The organism is Streptosporangium sp. G12, assembly GCF_052983175.1.
Map to the genome: position 1 here is coordinate 1 of NZ_JBRIQO010000017.1, position 19,081 is coordinate 19,081.

A 19,081-nucleotide genomic window follows, 5' to 3' on the forward strand; every position below is an offset into this window, starting at 1 on the left:
AGGAGACAAGCGGCCACTGAAGACCACCGACCCACCACCGGCGACCTCCGTCACCGCACTCAACAACGGATGATCGACCGCACCCAGACCCGCGGCACTCATCTCCCCGACCCCACCACGCACCGGAATCCAGAACCGCTCCCGCTGGAACGCGTACGTCGGCAGGTCGATCTGCGCTCTCGGGGTGAGGATCGCTCGCCAGTCGACGGTCACGCCGTGGGTGTGCAGGCGGCCCAGTGCCTCGACCAGTGCCCGGACCTCGTCCCGGTCCTTGCGAGCGGCCGGAACGAAGGCTCCGTTCTCGACGCTCTGCTGGGCCAGCGCGGTCAGGGTGGCGTCCGGTCCTACCTCCACGAACACACTCGCCTGGCAGGCGGCCACCCCATCGGCGAAGCGCACCGCCTCCCGCACATGCCGCACCCAGTACGCCGGATCGGTCAACAGCCCCGGCTCGGCGGGCCGGCCCGTCACGTTGGAGACGACAGGAATGGCCGGCTCGCTGAAAGTCAAAGCGGAGACGATCTGCTCGAATTCGGCGAGCATCGGCTCCATCAACGGCGAGTGGAAGGCATGCGACACGCGCAGGCGTCGGGTGCGGGCACTCACCAGAGCGGCGATCTCCTCCACCGCGGCCTCACTACCGGAGATCACCACGGCCTCCGGGCCGTTCACCGCCGCGATGCTCACATCCTCGCGGCCCTCCAGCAGGGGAAGGACCTCCGCCTCAGGGGCGGCGACGGCCAGCATCGCCCCACCCTGCGGCAGCCCCTGCATCAACCGCGCCCGCGCGGAAACCAGAGCACACGCATCGGGCAGCGACAGCACCCCCGCCACATGAGCGGCGGCGATCTCCCCCACCGAGTGACCCACCAGCACGTCCGGGGTCACCCCCAGCGAGGTGAGCAGGCGATACAGGGCGACCTCGAAGGCGAACAGCGCCGGCTGGGTCATCCCCGTCTCGTTCAACACGCCGTCGGAGTCGGAGAACATCGCCTCACGCACCGACCCCGGCAACAACGCACAAACCTCGTCCAGGGCGTCGGCGAACACCGGGAACGCGGCGGCCAGCTCACGGCCCATGCCCACCCGCTGGCTGCCCTGACCGGCGAACAACATCGCCAACCCGCCACCGGCCACCTCCGGCGTCGCCGTGCCCTCGGCCAGGGCACGCAGCCCGGTCAGTAGCTCGACCCGGTCGGCGCCCACCACCACCGCACGCTGCTCCAGCACCGAACGACCGCTCGCCAACGTCCAAGCGGCATCGGCCACGTCCAGCTCCGGCCGCTCCTCCACCCAGGAGGCGAGCCGGGAAGCCTGCCCCCGCAGCGCCTCCGGAGTCTTGGCCGAGATCAGCCACGGCGTCACCGGCAGCTCGACAACACCGGCCTCGACCTCGGCCTCCACCGAACCCTGCTCGATGATCACATGCGCGTTCGTCCCGCTCACCCCGAAGGACGAGACACCGGCCCGGCGCGGACGGTCATCCACATCCCACGACCGAGGCTCGGTCAGCAGCTCCACCGCGCCCGCCGACCAGTCCACGTACGGCGACGGCGCGTCGACGTGCAGCGTCTGCGGCAGCGTCCCGTGCCGCATCGCCATCACCATCTTGATCACACCGCCGACACCGGCGGCGGCCTGGGTGTGACCGATGTTCGACTTCAGCGACCCCAGCCAGAGCGGCCGATCCTCAGGACGGTCCTGGCCGTACGTGGCCAGGATGGCCTGCGCCTCGATCGGGTCACCCAGCCTGGTACCCGTACCGTGCGCCTCCACGGCGTCGACATCCGCCGTCGACAGACCGGCGTTCGCCAGCGCCTGACGGATCACCCGCTGCTGCGAGGGACCGTTCGGCGCCGTCAGCCCGTTGCTCGCACCGTCCTGGTTGACTGCGCTGCCCCGCACCACGGCCAGCACCCGGTGGCCGTTGCGGCGAGCGTCCGACAGCCGCTCGACCAGCAGCATGCCCACGCCCTCGGCCCAGCCGGTGCCGTCGGCCTCCGCGGAGAACGCCTTGCACCGACCGTCCACCGACAGGCCACGCTGGCGGGAGAACTCCACAAAAGTCGCCGGAGTCGCCATCACGGTCGCCCCGCCGGCCAGCGCCAGGTCGCACTCGCCCGACCTCAACGCCTGGACGGCCAGGTGCAGCGCCACCAGCGACGACGAGCACGCGGTGTCGACCGTGACCGCAGGGCCCTCGAACCCGAACGTGTACGACACCCGGCCGGAGGCGATGCTGCCCGAGTTGCCGGTGCCCATCAGGCCTTCCAGCTCACTCGGCACGTCCGAGAGCTGGGGCGCGTAGTCGTGGTACATCACACCCGCGAAGACACCGGTCCGGCTGCCGCGCAGCCCCACCGGATCCAGGCCCGCCCGCTCGACCGCCTCCCACGAGGTCTCCAGCAGCAACCGCTGCTGCGGATCCATCGCGAGCGCCTCACGCGGGCTGATCCCGAAGAAGCCCGCGTCGAACTCGCCGGCGTCGTGCAGGAACCCGCCGGACCGCGAGTACGAGGTGCCCCGGTTGTCGGGGTCGGTGTCGTAGAGCCGCTCCAGATCCCAGCCGCGGTCGCCGGGGAACTCGCCGATCGCGTCGGCACCGGCGTCCACCAGATCCCACAGACCCTCGGGCGAGGACACCCCACCGGGGAACCGGCAGGCCATCCCGACGATCGCGATCGGCTCGCGCGCCGCGTCGGTGAGAGAACGATTCTGCGCGCGCAGCCGTTCTGTCTCCTTCAGCGAGGAACGCAGGGCCTCGATGAGCTTGGTGTCGTTCGCAGTCATGCTCGCCTCGTACTCTTCGCGCTATCGAAAGTGGGACTACGCGCTCGGGATGCTTTCGGTGATCGTCCGCATCACCGCTGGGGCGTGGGAGTTCAGGTAGAAGTGGCCGCCGCGGAAGACCTGCATGTCGAAGGCGCCGCTGGTGTGTTCCTTCCAGCGGATCGCCTCGTCCAGCGAGACATGGGGGTCGTTGTCACCGACCAACGCGATGACGGGCGCGTCGATCTTGATTCCGGGCTGGCATCGGTAGGTCATGATCGCCTTGTAGTCGCCGCGCAGCGAGGGCAGGATCATGCTCACGACCTCGGGGTCGTTCAGCATGCGCAGGTCGGTCCCGCCGAGTCGCCGCACCTCGGCCAGGAGCGCCTGGTCGCCCTCCTTGTGCACCGTCTCGTTGCGCGTGCAGGAGGGCGCGCGCCGGCCCGAGGCGAACAGCACCAGCGGTGAGATGCCATGTGTCAGCAGCCTCCTGGACACCTCGAACGCGACCACGGCGCCCATGCTGTGGCCGAAGAAGGCCATCGGCCGGTCGGCCAGTGGGATGATCTCCTCGACGAGCCGGTCCGCGAGCGTCGCGATGTCGTCGATGCACGGCTCGTGGCGGCGTTCCTGCCTGCCCGGGTACTGGACGGCCAGCACGTCCAGCGAGGAGAGCTGTTTGGCGACGGGGTGGAAATACGAGGCCGAGCCGCCCGCGTGCGGGAAACAGATCAGGCGGGTGGCGAACGGCGGCGCGGCCTGGAACGACCGCAGCCACGTTCCGGTTTCGGTGATCATTTGTACTCCTTCTCCTGGTTCACCGGGAGGACCATGAATTCGGCGCCTCGAAGACTTCCGGCTCATTCCAGGAAGGGAGATGAGCGGAGGCGTCGCCGTCCTGGGGCCGGCTCGCGAAGGTGCGCGACAGGGCCGCCATCACCGCGGCCACCTCTTCCTGGTCGGGCTCACCGCGTACGAACCGGAACATGACGTCGTCGCCGGCCATCACATCGGCAGGTTTCCGTGCTTGCGGTACGGGACCTTCGCGTTCTTCGCGCGGAGCATCGCGAGCGACCGGGCCAGGACCGCCCTGGTCTCGGCCGGGTCGATCACGTCGTCCACCAGGCCGCGCTCCGCGGCGTAGTAGGCGTGCATGAGCTCCTGCCGGTACTCCTTGATCATCTCGGCGCGCATCATCTCGGGGTCGTCGGCCGCGGCGATCTCCTTGCGGAACACGACGTTCGCCGCGCCCTCGGCGCCCATGACGGCGATCTCGTTCGTCGGCCAGGCGAAGGACAGGTCCGCACCGATGGAACGGGAGTCCATCACGATGTAGGCCCCGCCGTACGCCTTGCGCAGGATGACCTGGATACGGGGAACGGTGGCGTTGCAGTACGCGTACAGCAGCTTCGCCCCGTGCCTGATGATGCCGGCGTGCTCCTGGTCCTTGCCCGGCAGGAAGCCGGGCACGTCGACCAGGGTGACCAGCGGGATGCTGAACGCGTCGCAGAACTGGACGAATCTCGCCGCCTTCTCCGAGGCGTCGATGTCCAGCGCGCCGGCCAGCGAGGAGGGCTGGTTCGCCACGATTCCCACCACGTGGCCGTCGATCCTGGCCAGGGCGCAGATGACGTTGGTCGCCCACAGGGTGTGCACCTCGAAGAAGTCACCGAGATCGACGATCTCCCTGATGACCTCGCGGATGTCGTACGACCTGCTGAGCTCGACGGGCACGATGTCGAGGAGGGCGTCGCAGCGCCGGTCGGCCGGGTCGTCCGTCGGCAGGTCGGGCGGCGCCTCGCGGTTGTTGGCCGGCAGGAGGGACAGCAGGTAGCGGACCTCCTCGAGGCAGTCCACCTCGTTGTCGTAGACGAATCCGGCGGCCCCGGAGAGCGTTCCGTGCACCTGGGCGCCGCCGAGCCCGTCGTGGCTGATCTTCTCGCCGGTCACGGCCTCGACCACGCTCGGGCCGGTGATGTACATCTGCGAGATGCCGTCGACCATGAAGGTGAAGTCGGTGAGCGCCGGCGAGTAGGTGGCGCCACCGGCGCACGGGCCGAGCATCACGCTGATCTGCGGGATGACCCCGGAGGCCCGTACGTTGCGCTGGAAGATCCCGCCGTAGCCGGCCAGAGCGGTCACGCCCTCCTGGATCCTGGCGCCGGCCCCGTCGCTGAGGCTGACGAGCGGCGCGCCCGTCGCCGCCGCGAGGTCCATCAGCTTGTGGATCTTCTGGGCGTGCGCCTCACCGAGCGAGCCGCCGAAGATCCGGAAGTCGTGGGCGTAGGCGAAAACGGTGCGTCCGTGTACGGTGCCCCACCCGGTCACGACGCCATCGGTGTACGGTCGCCTGTTCTCCATGCCGAAGCCGCTCGCCCGGTGCCTGCGCAGCTGCTCGATCTCGGTGAAGCTACCGGGATCGAAGAGCAGTTCCAGCCGTTCGTCGACGGTGAGCTTGCCCTTGGCTCGCTGCTGCTCCGTGGCCGACTGAACATCACCGCCGCGTGCCTGATCCTTGAGCATCCCGAGTTCGGCGACCCTCTCCCGCAGCGAGAGAGGTGTTTCCAGGCCGCGTTCTGTGGTAAGAGTCACGTTGCGTATATCCTCTCGGCCAATAAGCAGGGATATTCGACAATGCGCCATTCATTTCGTGAACGGATGCCCCGCCTCATTCACGCCTCATTCCAGCCCATGAGACAGCGGCGTAGCTACCGGGGCTCGCCCCTAAAGATCGGGCCGGTATTCCCCTACGAAGTCCCCTACACCGGCCGGTGGGGTAAGGGGCCGGTGCCCGGCGGCGGGCGGCACGGGGTGCCGTGAGCGGGGTGAACCCCTGCCGCCGATCCGGTGCGACCGCGCGGCCGAACTCGTCGTCGGCCGCGACCCGGGTGCGGCGCCACAGCCGTGATGCGGTCACCTGGGTGTTTCGCGCGGCACCGTCCGCGACGACGCGTGCTCGGAAGAGGTCCGCGCCGGCTGCCCGCGCGGATGGGGGCGGATGGAAACCGGAGGCCACCGGGCTCGCGCCGCGCACGGCCCCGCCCGTTTAGTGGATCCTAGGGGTTACTCGGCTTCTCCGATCCGGCAAATAATGGTGCCGCTTGGCCGTATACGAGCGTGTGCTCCATGCGAGCCCTACAGCACGTTGGGAGAAACCGTTGGACTTTGGCCTTTTCTATTTCGCTGACGAGGCAAGGGCAGGAACCGATCAGTACCGGCTGTTGCTGGAAGGGGCCCGATTCGCCGACACCCACGGTTTCTCCGCGGTGTGGACGCCGGAACGGCACTTCCATGAGTTCGGTGGCCGCTACCCCAACCCCGCCGTCACCGGCGCGGCCATCGCGGCCGTGACGGAGCACGTCGCGATCCGCGCCGGAAGCGTCGTGGCCCCGCTGCACCATCCGGCACGCATCGCCGAGGAATGGGCGGTCGTGGACAACCTGTCCGGCGGCCGCGCCGGCATCGCCTTCGCGACCGGCTGGCACCTGGACGACTTCGCGCTCCGGCCGGAGAACTACGGCAACCGCAGGCAGGTGACGACCGAGACGGTCGACACCGTGCGGCGCCTGTGGCGCCAGGAGTCGGTGGAGGTGAACGACGGCGCCGGCGAGCCGGTCAAGCTCCGGACCCATCCGGCTCCGATCCAGCCGGAACTGCCGACATGGCTCACCAGCTCGGGCAACCCCCAGACGTTCCGCCAGGCGGGCGAGCTCGGCGTCGGCATCCTCACGCACCTGCTCGGCCAGAGCCTGGACGAGCTGGCGCACAAGGTCGCCGACTACCGCGAGCACTTCGCCAGGAACCACGGCGGCACCGGCCATGTCGTGCTGATGCTGCACACCTTCCTCGGCGAGGACCGGGCCCGCGTGCGCGAGGTGGTCCACCAGCCGTTCACCGACTACCTGCGCAGCTCGATCGGGCTGGTCATGAAGGCGGCCGAGGAGCTGATTCCCGGTCTGGACCCGGAATCGATGGACTCCGAGGACATCGAGTTCCTCCTCGAGATCTCCTTCGACCGCTACTTCGACACCGGTGGCCTCTTCGGCACCGTCGACGACGGCATGACCCTGCTGCACTCCCTCGAGAAGATCGGCGTCGACGAGATCGGCTGTCTCGTCGACTTCGTCCCCGACACGGACACCGTGCTCGACAGCCTCAACCATCTCGACCGGCTCAAGCGGACGTGGGAAGCGCGGTGAGTGATGATCGATAGCCTGAGAATGCGGCGCGTGCTCGGCCAGTACCCGACCGGGGTGGTGGTGATCGCCGCGATGTCGGACGGCGAGCCGTGCGGTTTCACGGTCAACTCCTTCACCTCGGTCTCCCTCGACCCGCCGATCGTGGCCTTCTGCGCCGCTCACACCTCGACCACGTGGCCGCGGATCAGGGCCGTGGGCGCCTTCACCATCAGCCTGTTGAGCGTCGAGCAGGCGGGGGTGTGCCGATCGTTCGCGACCAGGGGCGCCGACCGGTTCGCCGGCATCGGCTGGTCCACGAAGGAGAGCGGCCATCTGGCGATCGACGGCGCGCTGGCGTGGATCGACTGCGTCCTGGAGACGAGCCACCTGGTGGGAGACCACGAGTTGATCCTCGCCAGGGTGACCTCACTGGCCACGAACGACGGCGACGGGGAGCCGCTGGTCTTCCATCAGGGACAGCTGCACCGGGTGTGCGCCGACGCCCTGACCACGCCCTGCCGGACCCTCCAGACGGTCTCGTGACCCCTACCCCGCACAAAGCCCAGGCCCATATCCGGACCTGGGCTTTTGCCGTGCGGCCCGCCCCCTGCCCGCATCCTTGACACGATGAGCACCCCGCAGGCGCCGGGGGCTCAGGCAGGGCGGCGTCGGATACGACGCGCGCTTCCTCTGCGGCGCGAGCGGCGGCGCGACCGCCTTCCCCGCGCGATGCTCCGGTCCCTCCCGGACGTCGGCGCGATCGCCTCGGCCACATCGATCCTGTACGGTCGCGACCGGGGTCGGGCGACATTCTGAGAGGAACACGGAGGGCGGCCCATGGGCTGGGAACTACCCCTGGACGACATCGCGAACTACTTACCGAACCTGTACACACCAGAAGATCTCCACGAGTTCTGGCAGAAGACTCTGGACGAGGCCGCCGGCCACCCGTTGAACGTGACGGCGGAGCCGGTCGAGGACACCCCCCTGCGGTCCGTGGCCGTCTACGACGTCACCTTCGCGGGGTTCGGCGGCCAGCCGATCCGCGCGTGGTATCTCGTGCCGAAGGACGCCGACGGCACCCGGGCGACCGTCATCGAGTACATCGGCTACGGAGGCGGCCGCGGCCTCCCCCACGAGTGGCTCTACTGGTCCGCGGTCGGCCATCCGCACCTGGTCATGGACACCCGCGGTCAGGGCAGCGCCTGGCGTACGGGAGACACCCCCGACACGGGCACCTCGGGGAGTCCGCGCGTCCCGGGGTTCCTGACCGACGGGCTGCCGGACCGCGACTCCTACTACTACCGCCGTCTCTTCACCGACGCGGTCCGCGCGGTGGACGCGGCCGCGCTGCTTCCCTTCGCCGATCGGGAGCGGCTCGTGACGACCGGAACCAGCCAGGGTGGCGCGCTGGCACTCGCCGCCGCGGCCCTGCACCCGACGGTCGCGGGCACGATGCCCAACGTCCCCTTTCTCTGCGACATCCGACGTTCGGCTCATCTCGCCACGCAGGGCCCCTACGCCGAGCTGGTGAAGTGGTGCCGCACCCATCGCGCCGAGGCCGACGCGGCCCTGACCATGACCGCGTACTTCGACCTCGCGGTCCTCGCGCCCCGTGCGAGCTGCCCGGCACTGTTCAGCGTGGCGTTGCGTGACGAGACCTGTCCGCCTTCGGGGGGCTACGCGGCCTTCAACCGTTACGGCGGCCGGAAAAAGATGATCGCCTACGAGTGGAACGACCACGAGGGAGGCGAGGCCTTCCTGCAGCGCGAACAGGCCGAGTGGCTCTCACGGCTCTTCTGACCCCGAGCCCCGCCGGGGAAGGCGTGCGGGCGTTCCGTGGTCCGGACCCGTGCGGGAACGGGAAGATCGTCGGTCGACGAGGAGATCTTGAAGTACCGCGCCTGCCGGTACCGGCTTTCGACGGCCGGTTGCGGGGAGGGAACGCGTTTTCGAGCCGGCCGCGACGTACGATCGGTCAATGACCGAAATGACCGAAACCACGCCCGGCTGGCTCGCTCCCGAGGAACTGGAGTCGGCCCGCGCGCGGATGCCGATTCTCTACATCGACGCCGTACCGGTGCGGGTCGACGAGACGGGAGTGGTCACGCGTGTCGGCCTGCTGCTGCGCATCGGGGCGGACGGAGCGGTCAGCCGCGCCCTCGTCTCCGGCCGCGTGCTTCACCATGAGCGCGTCCGTGACGCGCTCATGCGCCACCTGGAGAAGGATCTCGGCTCGACGGCGTTGCCCCGCGTCCCGGCCTCCCCGCAGCCGTTCACCATCGCCGAGTACTTCCCGACCCAGGGCGTCACCCCCTACCACGATCCCCGGCAGCACGCGGTCTCCCTCGCCTACGTCGTCCCGGTCGCGGGTGACTGCCGCCCCCGGCAGGACGCCCTCGACCTTGTCTGGTTCACCCCAGAGGAGGCCTCGTCCCCGCTGGTGCAGCAGGAGATGCTCGGCGGGCAGGGCGTCCTGCTGAAGCAGGCCCTCGCCCACGTCGGCTGCCTTTCCTGACCGCTCGCTCCCGTCCCTGCGCGGCCGCCCTCCCGCGCGGGCGCCCCTCGAGTGGTCGGTGCCGTCCGACCCGACCTCGGGGCGGAACGCCCTCGGGACCGGTGAACGGCCTGACGATCACGACGGTTCGCCCAGCCGGTCGGTGACGATCAGCTCCACGACCCGGTGGGGCTGCTCCCGCCTGACGGCGTGGAGGTTGGGGCCGTCACGGACGGACACCAGGTAGCAGCCGGAGCGTGGACCTATGGTCACCGTGGCGGCGCGCCGCCCCTGAGCGATCACGGCCAGTTCGGGCGGACGCCGGTCCGTCCGCGAGCGCAGGCCGGCCCGTCCGGGCCAGGCGGGAGCCCCCGGGCGGGCGGCGAAGAACCCCAGGCTCATCGTGTGGTGGCGGTGGGCGCGGATTCCCCGCTCGATCAGCAGTCGCTGCACGACCGCCAGCGCCCTGTCGTGGCGTTCCGCCGTCGCCTCGTCGACCATCCCCCGGGACTCAGCCCGCACCACACGCCGTGTCACCCATCCTCCAAGGTCGGACTCACCGGATCCGGACGGCGAGGGTCGCGGTTCTCACCATCGCGACGACCTTATGAAGAATCGCCACCACCAGTGTTCACGATTTCCCGTGAACAAAACGCCGGATAAGACTAGAAGGCCATTCGACTTTCCAGGCCGCGCAGCTGTTCGGGAACGGTCCGGTAATAGGTTCCCAACTGCCTGACGGCCTCTCTGGCCGTGGGGTGGAATCGCGCCATCTGTGGGGCGATTCGCTCGGCGTTGAGCACTCGTCTGAGCGCTTTGTCGTGTTCTTTGAGTAACAGGTGCGTCCTGGACATGTCGATTTCGTGATGCGCCCTGCGTTCGGCGTAGAGCCTGGAGGACGGCGTGAACCCCGAGTCGAGGCGAATCGCCGTGTCGTGGTCACCGAGTTCGGTCGCCACCGCGCATCCGTGGATCACCGCGTTGACGGGATTCACCTGCAGCCCGTACGGGTCGCGTCTCGGCCGCGCGTCGAGCCGCGCCGCCGCCTCCGCCGCGAGGCCGTGGTGCTCCCAGGCGTCCGCTCCGTGCCCCATCCGCGCGGCGGAGACGGCGGCGCGCAGGTGGAGGGAGCCGTAGACCTGCAGCCCCGCCGTCTCCGACCGGTCCACCTCACCCGCCGCCCGCTTCACCATGGTCAACGCGATGTCACCGGACCCCAGTGTGAGCAGCAACAACGCGCGCGACAGGGAGACCAAATGCCGCAGGTGCGGGTCGTCGGCGCGCGGCGCGGCGATCGCGGCCCGCTCGATGGCGACCTGCGCCAGGTCGCTGTAGCCCAGACGCCGGGTCAGGGACACCGCTATGGCGTACGCGTGGTTCAGCAGGCGCCACGCCCTCGGAGCGTCCGACTCGACCGCGTGGACCGTCAGCTCCTCGATGCTCGCGGGCAGGCGGGCACCGAGGCGGACGTGCGCGGCGGCCCCCTGTAGTTTCTGGAGTTTGACCAGCTCCGCGGCGAGCTCGTCGAGCGACCTGGGAGGAACCTCCAGCTCGGGGGAGACGTCGGCGTAGGCCAGGGCCCGCCTGATGGGGGGCATCGCCGCGTGCATCGCCTCGGTGCGCCTGTCCACCCCCCTGTCCGGCCCTCCGGGGGGCCGGCCGACGATCTCGGCGGCGTCGACCGTGCAGGCTCTCGCCACGGCCGCGACAAGCGATGGGGTGGCCCGCTTGTGACCCGCCTCCACCTGCGCGATCAAGCTACGAGAAACATTCGCTTTCGCCGCGAGACCGATTTGGGTGAGCCCTCTGCGTTTACGCGCCCTGGCGATTCGACGACCGGTGGATTCGCTCTCACCATCCGGATCGGGATCCCATTCCTGCCCTGTCATCCCGGCACCTCCCCGCGCTCGCGCGACATCTCCACGATAACGGCCCACCGGTTCCGCCGAGATGAACATTCCCGCTGAGCGGTTCCCTTTCCGGTGTGAAATCACCCGCCGGTCTTTTTCACAGGAAAACGATCATCGGATTGTCCGGGTTCCGCCGGATCGATCTTCCGGGGGGGCGCCGAGCGCGCGGGACCCGGGCCGGTGGGGACGGCCGCTGCGGTGACGGCCCCGCTTCCACGGCCCTCCCGAGGTTTCGCGCCACAGCTCGTGAAATCCGGGGAGCGCGGCGGACCCGTGGTGCGCGGCGGGTCCGTGCGGTGCGGAGTGGGGAGACCGTCACCGATCTGAGCTGGTTCGGCTGCTCACTGAGCTCCATATATGGCCTGTGGCAGAATGTGATGAATGCGGTTTCATGCTGACCTGCACATTCACTCGAAATACGCCCGGGCCTGCAGCAGAGACAGTGATCTGGAACATCTGACATGGTGGGCGCGGCGCAAGGGCGTCGCGCTGATGGGCACCGGTGATTTCACACATCCGGTGTGGTTCGAGCAGCTGCGCGAGAACCTCGTACCGGCGGAGCCGGGGTTGTTCCGATTGCGCGAGGAACGCGCTCCGGACGTCCTCGGTCCGCCGCCCGCCGGGGTGGCCTCCGACCAGGTGCGGTTCATGCTGTCCACCGAGGTCTCCACGGTCTACCGGCGCGGCGAGCGCACCCGCAAGATCCACCACCTGGTCTACATGCCGGGCTTCGACGAGGCCGCGGCGTTCAACGCGAGGCTCGAACGGATCGGCAACCTGAGCGCGGACGGGCGGCCCGTCCTCGGCATGGACTCCCGCGCCCTGCTGGAGATCACCCTGAGCAGCGGCGACGGCGCCTACCTGGTGCCCGCCCACGTCTGGACGCCGTGGTTCGGCGTCTTCGGCTCGAAGTCCGGGTTCGACACGATCGAGGAGTGCTACGGCGAGCTCTCCGAACACATCTTCGCGCTGGAGACCGGGCTGTCCAGCGACCCGGCCATGAACTGGCGGGTCTCCGCCCTCGACCGCTACCGGCTGGTCAGCCACTCCGACGCCCACTCGCCGCCCATGCTCGGCCGCGAGACCACGGTGTTCGAGACCGACCTCGACTACTTCGCCGTCCTGCGAGCGCTCCAGACCGGGGCCGGGTACGCGGGAACGACCGAGTTCTTCCCCGAGGAGGGCAAGTACCACGTCGACGGGCACCGCAAGTGCGACATCCGGATGGAGCCCGAGGAGACGCGCGGGCGCGACGGGATCTGCCCCGTGTGCGGGAAGCCGCTCACGGTGGGCGTGCTGAACCGGGTCCAGGAACTGGCCGACCGGCCCGACGGTTTCCGGCCGGAGGGCGTCGCGGGCTTCCGCAACCTCGTACCGCTGCCGGAGATCGTGGGCGAGATCCTCGACGTGGGGTCGAAGAGCAAGAAGGTCCTCAAGGAGGTCGACAGGCTCACCGCCGCCCTGGGGCCCGAGCTGGGCATTCTGGAGGACGTACCGGTCGACGACATCGCGGCCCACTCACCGCCGCTCGCGGAGGCCGTCGGGCGGCTGCGCCGCGGCGAGGTGATCCGGGAACCCGGGTACGACGGCACGTACGGCGTGATCAGGCTCTTCGAGCCGGGCGAGCTGGAGCGGGCGGACGAGGCCGCCGCCCCAACGCTTTTCTAGGCTTCCGTACCGCCTCCCGGCGCCCCGCTCACCGGAGCGCGCTCATCCTGGCGAGAGTGGCGGCGAAAAAGGACCGCGGGGCCTGCGCGGCCACCACGAACGCGTCCGCCGCGGTGTCCACGTCGGTGAGACGGGGCATCAGGGCGACGCTCAACCCGGCCTCCCCCAGCCTCCGCAGCTGGATCTCGCCGGCGGTCGGTTCCGACATCGGGACGCCGAGCAGGAGAGCGGGGTCGAGGGCGCGCAGCCCGAGCAGCCAGAACCCGCCGTCCGTCGCCGGGCCGAACACCGCGTCGTAGGCACTGAGCAGGGACAGCGCATAGACCAGCATGTCCGGGGTGACCTGCGGGGTGTCCATGCCGATGAGCACGACCGGCCCGCACAGGAGCCGGTGGGCGTCGTCGAGGGCCGCGGCGAGCCGCTCGTCCGGCCCGTTCCCGCGCTGCGGCAGCACCGTGAACCCGTGCGGGAGCCAGGGTCCCGGGGCGCCGTCGAGCGCGAGCACGCGCCGGGCGACCGGGACGCGGGCGACCGCGCGCAGCGTGTCCTCGAGGGCGGCGGCGGCCAGTGCCGCGGCCTCATGCGCGGTGAAGGGCGGGATCAGCCCGATCTTGGCCTTCCCGGCCACCGGCTCTCCGGCGATCACCACGACCTGCCCTCTGGGCAGCCCGCCCTGGGACGGTACGCGCCGCGATGGCTCACCCCAGGCTCTCTGGTTCCGGGACGCCTCGCCACGGAGTGTTTCGTCCCGGGAACCATGGAGTATTTCGTCCCGGGAGAGTTCGGCCCGGGTGTACGGAAACGGGCCGGTGCCGTACCGCCCGTTCCCCGCGCCGCTCATGCGTCCGCTCGATCGGCCATGACCCGGCGCGTCAGAGCCGCCCGCTCGTCCGGGCGGGGCGACACCACGTCGATCTCCATTGTTCGACGCTAAGACCGCCGGACGAGCTCACCCTTGAGGGACGGCGGCGCGCTGCCAAGAAATGACCAGTTCAGACCCATGGTCAGAGAATGATCGGAAATTCGGGCGGCCGGGTGCCGACGGCCCCCCGGCCGGCCCTCCCTCACATGGCCTGCGTGAACTCCTACATGGTCTGCGTGAACGTCCGGGAACTGCTCTCACTGCTGAGGTAGCTCTGGTGGCCCGGCCCCCACGTCCAGGTCTCCGTACGATCGCCCTTCCTGACGGTCACCGCCCCGAAGAGCGAGCACTCGCCCGGCACGGCGGGCCGGGGCGGGATGAGGGCGGCGGACGCGATCGGCGCGGTGAGCGCCACCGTGAGGGCGGCGAGGGCGGCGGTGGTGATACAGCGGGCAACGGACATGGGTTCTCCCATGACGTGCGGATGTTTCCACGGAGATATCGCCTTATTTCCGGAAAGACGAACCACATCGACCATCAAAACTCACACCGAGCCACATTCGGCACGACTATCCCTTTTATTCACTTATGTCCTCGCCGACACTCGGCGGCGAGAAGCCCTCCGGCTCACCCGGCGTCACGTCTGATCCCCGCGAAGAGCCGCTCGGCGGCGGCCCCGTCCCACGCGAGACGGTTCGGATCCTCGGGGTGCGGACGGGTGGGAACCGTGGAGAACGTCACCGAGCCGGGCTCGAACTTCGCCATGCCCCGCGCGATGGCGTACATCGTCCCCAGGTCGAGCCCGGCGTCGGTCCTGATCGACTTCTTCACCTCGGCGAGGAGGGCGGAGAGCGTCGTGGGCTCGTCCAGCAGACCGCTCGCCTTCATGACCAGCGCGTTCATGAACCGGTGCTGGCGCTTGATCCGCTCCAGGTCGGTCCCGTCGCCGAAGTTGCGGAGCCGCACGTAACCCAGCGCCTGCTCGCCGTTGAGCATGTGCCTTCCCGCGGGCAGCCGCAGCTTCGCCTTGCGATCGTCCACCGGCCGCGGCAGCGTGACCTCCACCCCGCCGAGCGCGTCGACCATGCCCTTGAACCCGGAGAAATGGATCTCCACCGCGTGGTCGACGTGGATTCCCGTGGTCGACTCGACCGTCTTCCACGCGCAGGACAGCCCGCCCGCGTGGAACGCCGAGTTGATCATGTCGGTTCTGGCCGGAAGCGCCGACCCGCCCGGGGACTCGCAGGCGGGGATGCGGACGATCGAGTCCCTGGGGATGTTGACGACCCGGGTCTTCCGCCGGAGCCACGGCCGGGCGTCGGCGTAGGCCAGGTCGTAGTGGCTCCGGCGGGCGAAGGCGACCAGGAACGTCTCGCCGACGAGATCTTCGGCGATCTCCGGGCCCAGCCGCCGGGAGACGTACCGGTAGAGCATCCCGGAGTAGCGGTCGAACAGCGCCGCGAACGCCTCCGGGTGGGTCCGCGACTCGTCGATGAGGTCGCAGTCGCGAGTCTGGGCGGTGAGTGGCGCGGTCATCGCGGGCACCATGGCATGAAGGCCGGCCTTCCCGTCGGAAAAGTGATCAGCGATGTATCGCCACGACCCCCCGACCGGGTTCACGGTCCGCGAGACGACCTGCCCGCGGACCGCGCCGGCTTCACCGGACCCGGCCTCGCCGGGCCGACCGGTCTCCGTCAACCGGCCTGCCTCAACCGGTCCGCGTCAGCCGGACCCCGTCTCGCCGTCGCCGATCGAGCGCAGGACGGCGTCGGGGACGACGAGGTCGGCGCGGGAGCGGGTGGTGGCGATGAGGTCGGCGTTGCGCTGGTCGGTTCCCAGCGCCCAGGCCACCGCCGCGTCGGGGTCCTTGCCGAAGCGCTCGTGCCGGGAGACGAGACGGCGCACGCGCTCGTCCGGGTCGAGGTCGCAGTACCAGACCTCGTGCAGCCAGGACCGCACGCGCACCCAGTCGCCCTGGTCGAGCAGCAGGTAGTTTCCCTCGGTGACGACGAGCCGGGCGGCCCGCGGGACCGGGATGCTGCCGGCGATCGGCTGCTCCAGGTCGCGCTCGAAGGCCGGCGCGTAGACCGGATCGTCCTCGTCCTCGCGCAGGCGGCGCAGGAGGGCCGCGTATCCGGCGGCGTCGAAGGTGTCCGGGGCCCCCTTGCGGTCGCGGCGCCCGAGCCGGTCGAGCTCGACGTCGGCGAGATGGAAGCCGTCCATCGGCACGTACGCCACCCACTCCCGCTCCGGCAGCCCGTCGGGAGGCGCCGGCCGCAGCAGGCGGACCAGGTGTTCGGCGAGGGTGGTCTTGCCCGCCCCCGGACCTCCGGTGACGCCGAGCAGCGCGCGGTGCCCCTCCCGTACGAGGGAACGCGCCCGGACCACCAGGTCGTCGAGGGATGTCATCGGGGCAGACCGCCCCGAACCGGGACAGCCGAGGTGGTCGTCATCTGAAAGAACGTAGCCGAGCCACCCGCCGACATCCAGCGCGGCCTGTACGCATCGACGGCGTGGTGCAACATTTCCGGGTTCTTCGGCGTCTAGGCCATGACGAGGAAGAAGGGACGGCATGTGGACGAAGAACCCGGTTTCGACGACTTCGTGGCCGAGCGGGGTGAGGCGCTGCTCCGCTACGCGTACGTTCTGACCGGTAACCCCCACGACGCCGCCGATCTCGCGCAGGAGGCGCTGACCCGGTTGCGCGGCGCCTGGCCGAGGGTGCGGCGCAAGAGCGACGCGCACGGTTACGCCCGGACGACGATGGCGCGGCTGCACGTCAGCATCTGGCGGCGACGCAGGCGCGAGCATCTCACCGGGGAGCCGCCCGAGCGGGCCTGGGAGGCGGTCTTCCCCTCCGAGGAGGACCAGGGGCTATGGCAGGAGCTGGCCGCGCTGCCCCGCAGACAGCGCGCCGTGCTGGTGCTCCGCTACTACGAGCAGCTGACCGACGCCGAGATCGCCGAGGTGCTCCGCATCTCGCAGGGGACCGTGCGCAGCCAGGCCTCCCGCGGCCTGGACAAGCTGCGGTCCTCCCTCTCCACCTCACCTGTGGCCCACGGGAGCACGCGATGACCGACATCGAAGACAAGCTCACCCGCGTTCTGACCGGGGCGGCGGACCAGGTGCCCGAGCGGGCGCGGGTCACGTTGTCCGCGGCGGTCAGGGCACGCCGCCGCCCCCGGCGGGCGCCCGCCGCGCTGCTCGCGGCGGCGGCCGTGGTCGTGGTGGCCGGTGGGGCGGGTACGGCGGTGCGGACTCTGGGCCCGTCGGCCGTGAAGCAGCCCGCGGTGAACTCCACCGACGCGCAGGGGCCGACGCCACAGCCGACTCCGGCACCCGAGGAGAAGCTGCCGCCGCCCATCGAGCGGGTATGGCCACGGGCCCTGCACAAGATCCCCGCCAAGCTGCCCGACGGCCGCGTTCACCACCCGCAGTCGCTTCTCGACGACCGCACGATGCTCGTCATGACGGGGAGGAGCGACGGGACGAGGCAGTTCCTGTGGACCTACGGCCTGGAGGGCGGCGGCCCCCGGCGGATCGCCGAGATCCCGACCAGGAACTCGACGCTCTACGCCGAAGACGTCACCGCGGGCGGCGGGGACGTCGTCTGGTGGGCGTCGTACAAGGATCCGGGCAGGCAGCGGGTCGCCCGGATCTGGACGGTGCCCGTCGGCGGCGGCACCCCTCGGAAGGTGGCCGACGTCCCGCTGGAGAACATCATGAAGAAGGGCCACATCGGGAAGCTGGAGGTGGTGGGCCGGGACGTGGTCTTCTCCCGCGAGAGCGGCGGGGTGTACCGGGTGCCGCTGCGCGGCGGCGAGCCGCGGGCGGTGCCGGGGACCGAGGGGCGGTACCTCCTGCGGTGGCCCTGGGTGGGCCGCCACACCGATCGTGACAATCTGCTCAAGCAGGGCGATCTGGCCAAGCTGATCGTCTTCGCCGAGCTGTTCAACGTCGAGACGGGGGAGCGGCGTGACGCCGTGGTCAAGCCCGACGAGAAACTCGTCAGGTGCGGGGTCAACCGGTGTTACGGCCAGAGTCTGCCCACGGGGGCCGGCCCACGCAACTTCGTCCGCGACCGCGACGGCTCCCGGGAGCGGACGCTGCCTCCCGATGTCCAGCTGGACGACCAGCCCGGCCTGGAGCGGTTCTACAAGAGAATGCCCATGGACGGCGGCGTCTTCCTCTACGACCTGGTCACCGGCACGTCCGCCGATCTGGGCGTACGCCAGGACAAGAGGGGAGGCATGCTCATCCCCGACGGCGGCTTCGACCGGCTGATGACATACCGGGTCGGGAAGAGGATGTACGTCGTGGACCTGGCCGCCATCAGGTGAGGGAGGGAAGGGCCGGGGCTCGTGCCCGGCCCCGTCTCTCGGGGAGCATCCGGGGATCAGCCGGAGTCGGCGTTGAAGGACAGCTCGGAGGTCACCCGGTAGCGGTCGCCGCGGTAGATCGAGCGGGTGAACTCGACGATCCGGCCGCCGACGTCGCGGGTGGTGCGCTCGAAGAGCAGGGCCGGGGCGTGCTGGGGGACGTGGAGGAGCTCGGCCTCGGTCTCGTCGGTGACGGTGGGCTCTATCGTCTGCACGGCGCTGCGGACGTCGACGTTGAAACGTTCCCGTAGCAGCCGGTAGAACGAGCCCGACTCCATGTCGGCCGGGACCAGGCCGTCGACCAGGGCGTACGGCAGGTGGATGCGCTCGATCGCCATGGGCTCGTCGTCGACGACGCGCAGCCGCACGACTCTCAGGACGGGGTCGGCGGGAGAGAGCTGGAGGCGGGTGGCGAGCCTGGCGCCCGCGGGGGTGGAGCCGAACTCCAGGATCCGGCTGAGCCAGTTGCCCTCGGCGGGCGGCGCGTAGAACGAGTTGCCCGTGGTCGAGGCCAGCGCCTGGGTGACCCGGTGCGGTCCGGTGAACGTGCCGCGCCCGTGCTCGCGGACGAGCAGCCCCGACATGACCAGATCGTCGATCGCCGCGCGCACCGTGGGCCGGGAGACCCCGAGCTCCTTGCAGAGATCCCGCTCGGAGGGGATCGCCTCGCCCGGCTTCATGTCGGCGATGAAGTCGAGCAGGACGTCGCGCACCCGGTCGCGCTTGAGCCCGGACCTCATGTTTAGAGTCACCGCCCCAGCTTACCAAGACCTTACCTATTTGTTACCTGTCGTCCTCGAAAAAACAGGCCTTGACGG

Annotated in this window: 18 protein-coding genes; 7 read left to right on the plus strand and 11 right to left on the minus strand. The window is 69.9% G+C overall.

The window, feature by feature from the left end; all coding sequences use genetic code 11:
* From ACVCAG_RS25005 to ACVCAG_RS25020, 4 genes are all read right to left on the minus strand, one after another.
* Nucleotides 1-2,790, minus strand: a 2,790-nt coding sequence (locus ACVCAG_RS25005; RefSeq protein ID WP_447190365.1) for a type I polyketide synthase, incomplete at its 3' end; no start/stop codon positions are given.
* Nucleotides 2,791-2,826: 36 nt separating this feature from the next.
* Nucleotides 2,827-3,567: an alpha/beta fold hydrolase gene (locus ACVCAG_RS25010; RefSeq protein ID WP_440086648.1), complete on the minus strand. Its 741-nt coding sequence runs from the start codon at nt 3,565-3,567 to the stop codon at nt 2,827-2,829.
* Nucleotides 3,568-3,586: 19 nt separating this feature from the next.
* Nucleotides 3,587-3,775 carry an acyl-CoA carboxylase subunit epsilon gene (locus tag ACVCAG_RS25015; protein WP_440086649.1) on the minus strand — a complete coding sequence of 63 codons (189 nt, stop codon included), beginning with the start codon at nt 3,773-3,775 and terminating at the stop codon, nt 3,587-3,589.
* A complete protein-coding gene (locus ACVCAG_RS25020) occupies nt 3,775-5,292 on the minus strand; it encodes a carboxyl transferase domain-containing protein (protein WP_440086830.1) in 1,518 nt (505 codons plus the stop codon). Before ACVCAG_RS25020 ends, ACVCAG_RS25015 begins: the two co-directional genes overlap by 1 nt.
* 635 nt (nt 5,293-5,927) lie before the next feature.
* Between ACVCAG_RS25020 and ACVCAG_RS25025 the strand changes: the two genes are divergently transcribed.
* The 4 genes from ACVCAG_RS25025 to ACVCAG_RS25040 all read left to right on the plus strand — a co-directional run bounded on the left by ACVCAG_RS25025 (nt 5,928) and on the right by ACVCAG_RS25040 (nt 9,465).
* Nucleotides 5,928-6,968 carry a MupA/Atu3671 family FMN-dependent luciferase-like monooxygenase gene (locus ACVCAG_RS25025; RefSeq protein WP_440086651.1) on the plus strand — a complete coding sequence of 347 codons (1,041 nt, stop codon included), beginning with the start codon at nt 5,928-5,930 and terminating at the stop codon, nt 6,966-6,968.
* Between the two features lie 3 nt (nt 6,969-6,971).
* The gene (locus ACVCAG_RS25030) at nt 6,972-7,490 is read left to right on the plus strand and encodes a flavin reductase (protein WP_440086652.1); all 519 of its coding nucleotides are present in this window, start codon (nt 6,972-6,974) and stop codon (nt 7,488-7,490) included.
* A 294-nt stretch (nt 7,491-7,784) separates the two neighbouring features.
* The gene (locus tag ACVCAG_RS25035; protein WP_447190366.1) at nt 7,785-8,750 is read left to right on the plus strand and encodes an acetylxylan esterase; all 966 of its coding nucleotides are present in this window, start codon (nt 7,785-7,787) and stop codon (nt 8,748-8,750) included.
* 178 nt (nt 8,751-8,928) lie between these two features.
* The gene (locus ACVCAG_RS25040; RefSeq protein WP_440086655.1) at nt 8,929-9,465 is read left to right on the plus strand and encodes an NUDIX hydrolase family protein; all 537 of its coding nucleotides are present in this window, start codon (nt 8,929-8,931) and stop codon (nt 9,463-9,465) included.
* A 117-nt stretch (nt 9,466-9,582) separates the two neighbouring features.
* Here the strand turns inward: ACVCAG_RS25040 and ACVCAG_RS25045 are convergent, their stop codons facing one another.
* Together ACVCAG_RS25045 and ACVCAG_RS25050 are read right to left on the minus strand one after the other, a co-directional pair.
* A complete protein-coding gene (locus ACVCAG_RS25045; RefSeq protein WP_440086656.1) occupies nt 9,583-9,981 on the minus strand; it encodes a hypothetical protein in 399 nt (132 codons plus the stop codon).
* Nucleotides 9,982-10,109: 128 nt separating this feature from the next.
* Nucleotides 10,110-11,333 (minus strand): helix-turn-helix domain-containing protein, encoded by a 1,224-nt coding sequence (locus ACVCAG_RS25050; protein ID WP_447190367.1) that lies wholly within the window; start codon nt 11,331-11,333, stop codon nt 10,110-10,112.
* A 402-nt stretch (nt 11,334-11,735) separates the two neighbouring features.
* Here ACVCAG_RS25050 and ACVCAG_RS25055 point away from each other — a divergent pair, with 402 nt between their 5' ends.
* Nucleotides 11,736-13,022 (plus strand): endonuclease Q family protein, encoded by a 1,287-nt coding sequence (locus ACVCAG_RS25055; protein ID WP_440086660.1) that lies wholly within the window; start codon nt 11,736-11,738, stop codon nt 13,020-13,022.
* Nucleotides 13,023-13,050: 28 nt separating this feature from the next.
* Here the strand turns inward: ACVCAG_RS25055 and ACVCAG_RS25060 are convergent, their stop codons facing one another.
* The 4 genes from ACVCAG_RS25060 to ACVCAG_RS25075 form a co-directional block, all read right to left on the minus strand.
* Complete coding sequence (locus tag ACVCAG_RS25060; RefSeq protein ID WP_447190368.1) at nt 13,051-13,671, minus strand: TIGR04282 family arsenosugar biosynthesis glycosyltransferase; 621 nt, start codon at nt 13,669-13,671, stop codon at nt 13,051-13,053.
* A gap of 436 nt (nt 13,672-14,107) precedes the next feature.
* On the minus strand, nt 14,108-14,347 hold the full coding sequence (locus ACVCAG_RS25065; RefSeq protein ID WP_447190369.1) for a hypothetical protein: 240 nt from the start codon (nt 14,345-14,347) through the stop codon (nt 14,108-14,110).
* A gap of 164 nt (nt 14,348-14,511) precedes the next feature.
* Nucleotides 14,512-15,420 carry an LCP family glycopolymer transferase gene (locus tag ACVCAG_RS25070; protein WP_447190370.1) on the minus strand — a complete coding sequence of 303 codons (909 nt, stop codon included), beginning with the start codon at nt 15,418-15,420 and terminating at the stop codon, nt 14,512-14,514.
* A 186-nt stretch (nt 15,421-15,606) separates the two neighbouring features.
* The gene (locus ACVCAG_RS25075; protein ID WP_447190371.1) at nt 15,607-16,293 is read right to left on the minus strand and encodes a nucleoside/nucleotide kinase family protein; all 687 of its coding nucleotides are present in this window, start codon (nt 16,291-16,293) and stop codon (nt 15,607-15,609) included.
* Nucleotides 16,294-16,458: 165 nt separating this feature from the next.
* On the opposite strand from ACVCAG_RS25075, the gene ACVCAG_RS25080 reads away from it, so the two are divergent.
* Together ACVCAG_RS25080 and ACVCAG_RS25085 are read left to right on the plus strand one after the other, a co-directional pair.
* Nucleotides 16,459-16,959: a SigE family RNA polymerase sigma factor gene (locus ACVCAG_RS25080; RefSeq protein WP_447190372.1), complete on the plus strand. Its 501-nt coding sequence runs from the start codon at nt 16,459-16,461 to the stop codon at nt 16,957-16,959.
* The gene (locus ACVCAG_RS25085; RefSeq protein ID WP_447190373.1) at nt 16,956-18,224 is read left to right on the plus strand and encodes a TolB family protein; all 1,269 of its coding nucleotides are present in this window, start codon (nt 16,956-16,958) and stop codon (nt 18,222-18,224) included. Before ACVCAG_RS25080 ends, ACVCAG_RS25085 begins: the two co-directional genes overlap by 4 nt.
* 56 nt (nt 18,225-18,280) lie before the next feature.
* Here ACVCAG_RS25085 and ACVCAG_RS25090 read toward each other — a convergent pair whose 3' ends face one another.
* Entirely contained in the window at nt 18,281-19,015 is a 735-nt protein-coding gene (locus ACVCAG_RS25090) for a UTRA domain-containing protein (protein ID WP_440086670.1), read from the minus strand.
* Nucleotides 19,016-19,081: the final 66 nt, after the last annotated feature.

Excerpts from the sequence above, each read along its gene's own strand:
- ACVCAG_RS25010 (WP_440086648.1), bottom strand. The coding sequence starts at position 3,567 with ATGATCACCGAAACCGGAACGTGGCTGCGGTCGTTCCAGGCCGCGCCG.
- ACVCAG_RS25015 (WP_440086649.1), bottom strand. The coding sequence starts at position 3,775 with ATGGCCGGCGACGACGTCATGTTCCGGTTCGTACGCGGTGAGCCCGAC.
- ACVCAG_RS25020 (WP_440086830.1), bottom strand. The coding sequence starts at position 5,292 with ATGCTCAAGGATCAGGCACGCGGCGGTGATGTTCAGTCGGCCACGGAG.
- ACVCAG_RS25030 (WP_440086652.1), top strand. The coding sequence starts at position 6,972 with ATGATCGATAGCCTGAGAATGCGGCGCGTGCTCGGCCAGTACCCGACC.
- ACVCAG_RS25035 (WP_447190366.1), top strand. The coding sequence starts at position 7,785 with ATGGGCTGGGAACTACCCCTGGACGACATCGCGAACTACTTACCGAAC.
- ACVCAG_RS25040 (WP_440086655.1), top strand. The coding sequence starts at position 8,929 with ATGACCGAAATGACCGAAACCACGCCCGGCTGGCTCGCTCCCGAGGAA.
- ACVCAG_RS25050 (WP_447190367.1), bottom strand. The coding sequence starts at position 11,333 with ATGACAGGGCAGGAATGGGATCCCGATCCGGATGGTGAGAGCGAATCC.
- ACVCAG_RS25055 (WP_440086660.1), top strand. The coding sequence starts at position 11,736 with ATGCGGTTTCATGCTGACCTGCACATTCACTCGAAATACGCCCGGGCC.
- ACVCAG_RS25065 (WP_447190369.1), bottom strand. The coding sequence starts at position 14,347 with ATGTCCGTTGCCCGCTGTATCACCACCGCCGCCCTCGCCGCCCTCACG.
- ACVCAG_RS25070 (WP_447190370.1), bottom strand. The coding sequence starts at position 15,420 with ATGACCGCGCCACTCACCGCCCAGACTCGCGACTGCGACCTCATCGAC.
- ACVCAG_RS25075 (WP_447190371.1), bottom strand. The coding sequence starts at position 16,293 with ATGACATCCCTCGACGACCTGGTGGTCCGGGCGCGTTCCCTCGTACGG.
- ACVCAG_RS25085 (WP_447190373.1), top strand. The coding sequence starts at position 16,956 with ATGACCGACATCGAAGACAAGCTCACCCGCGTTCTGACCGGGGCGGCG.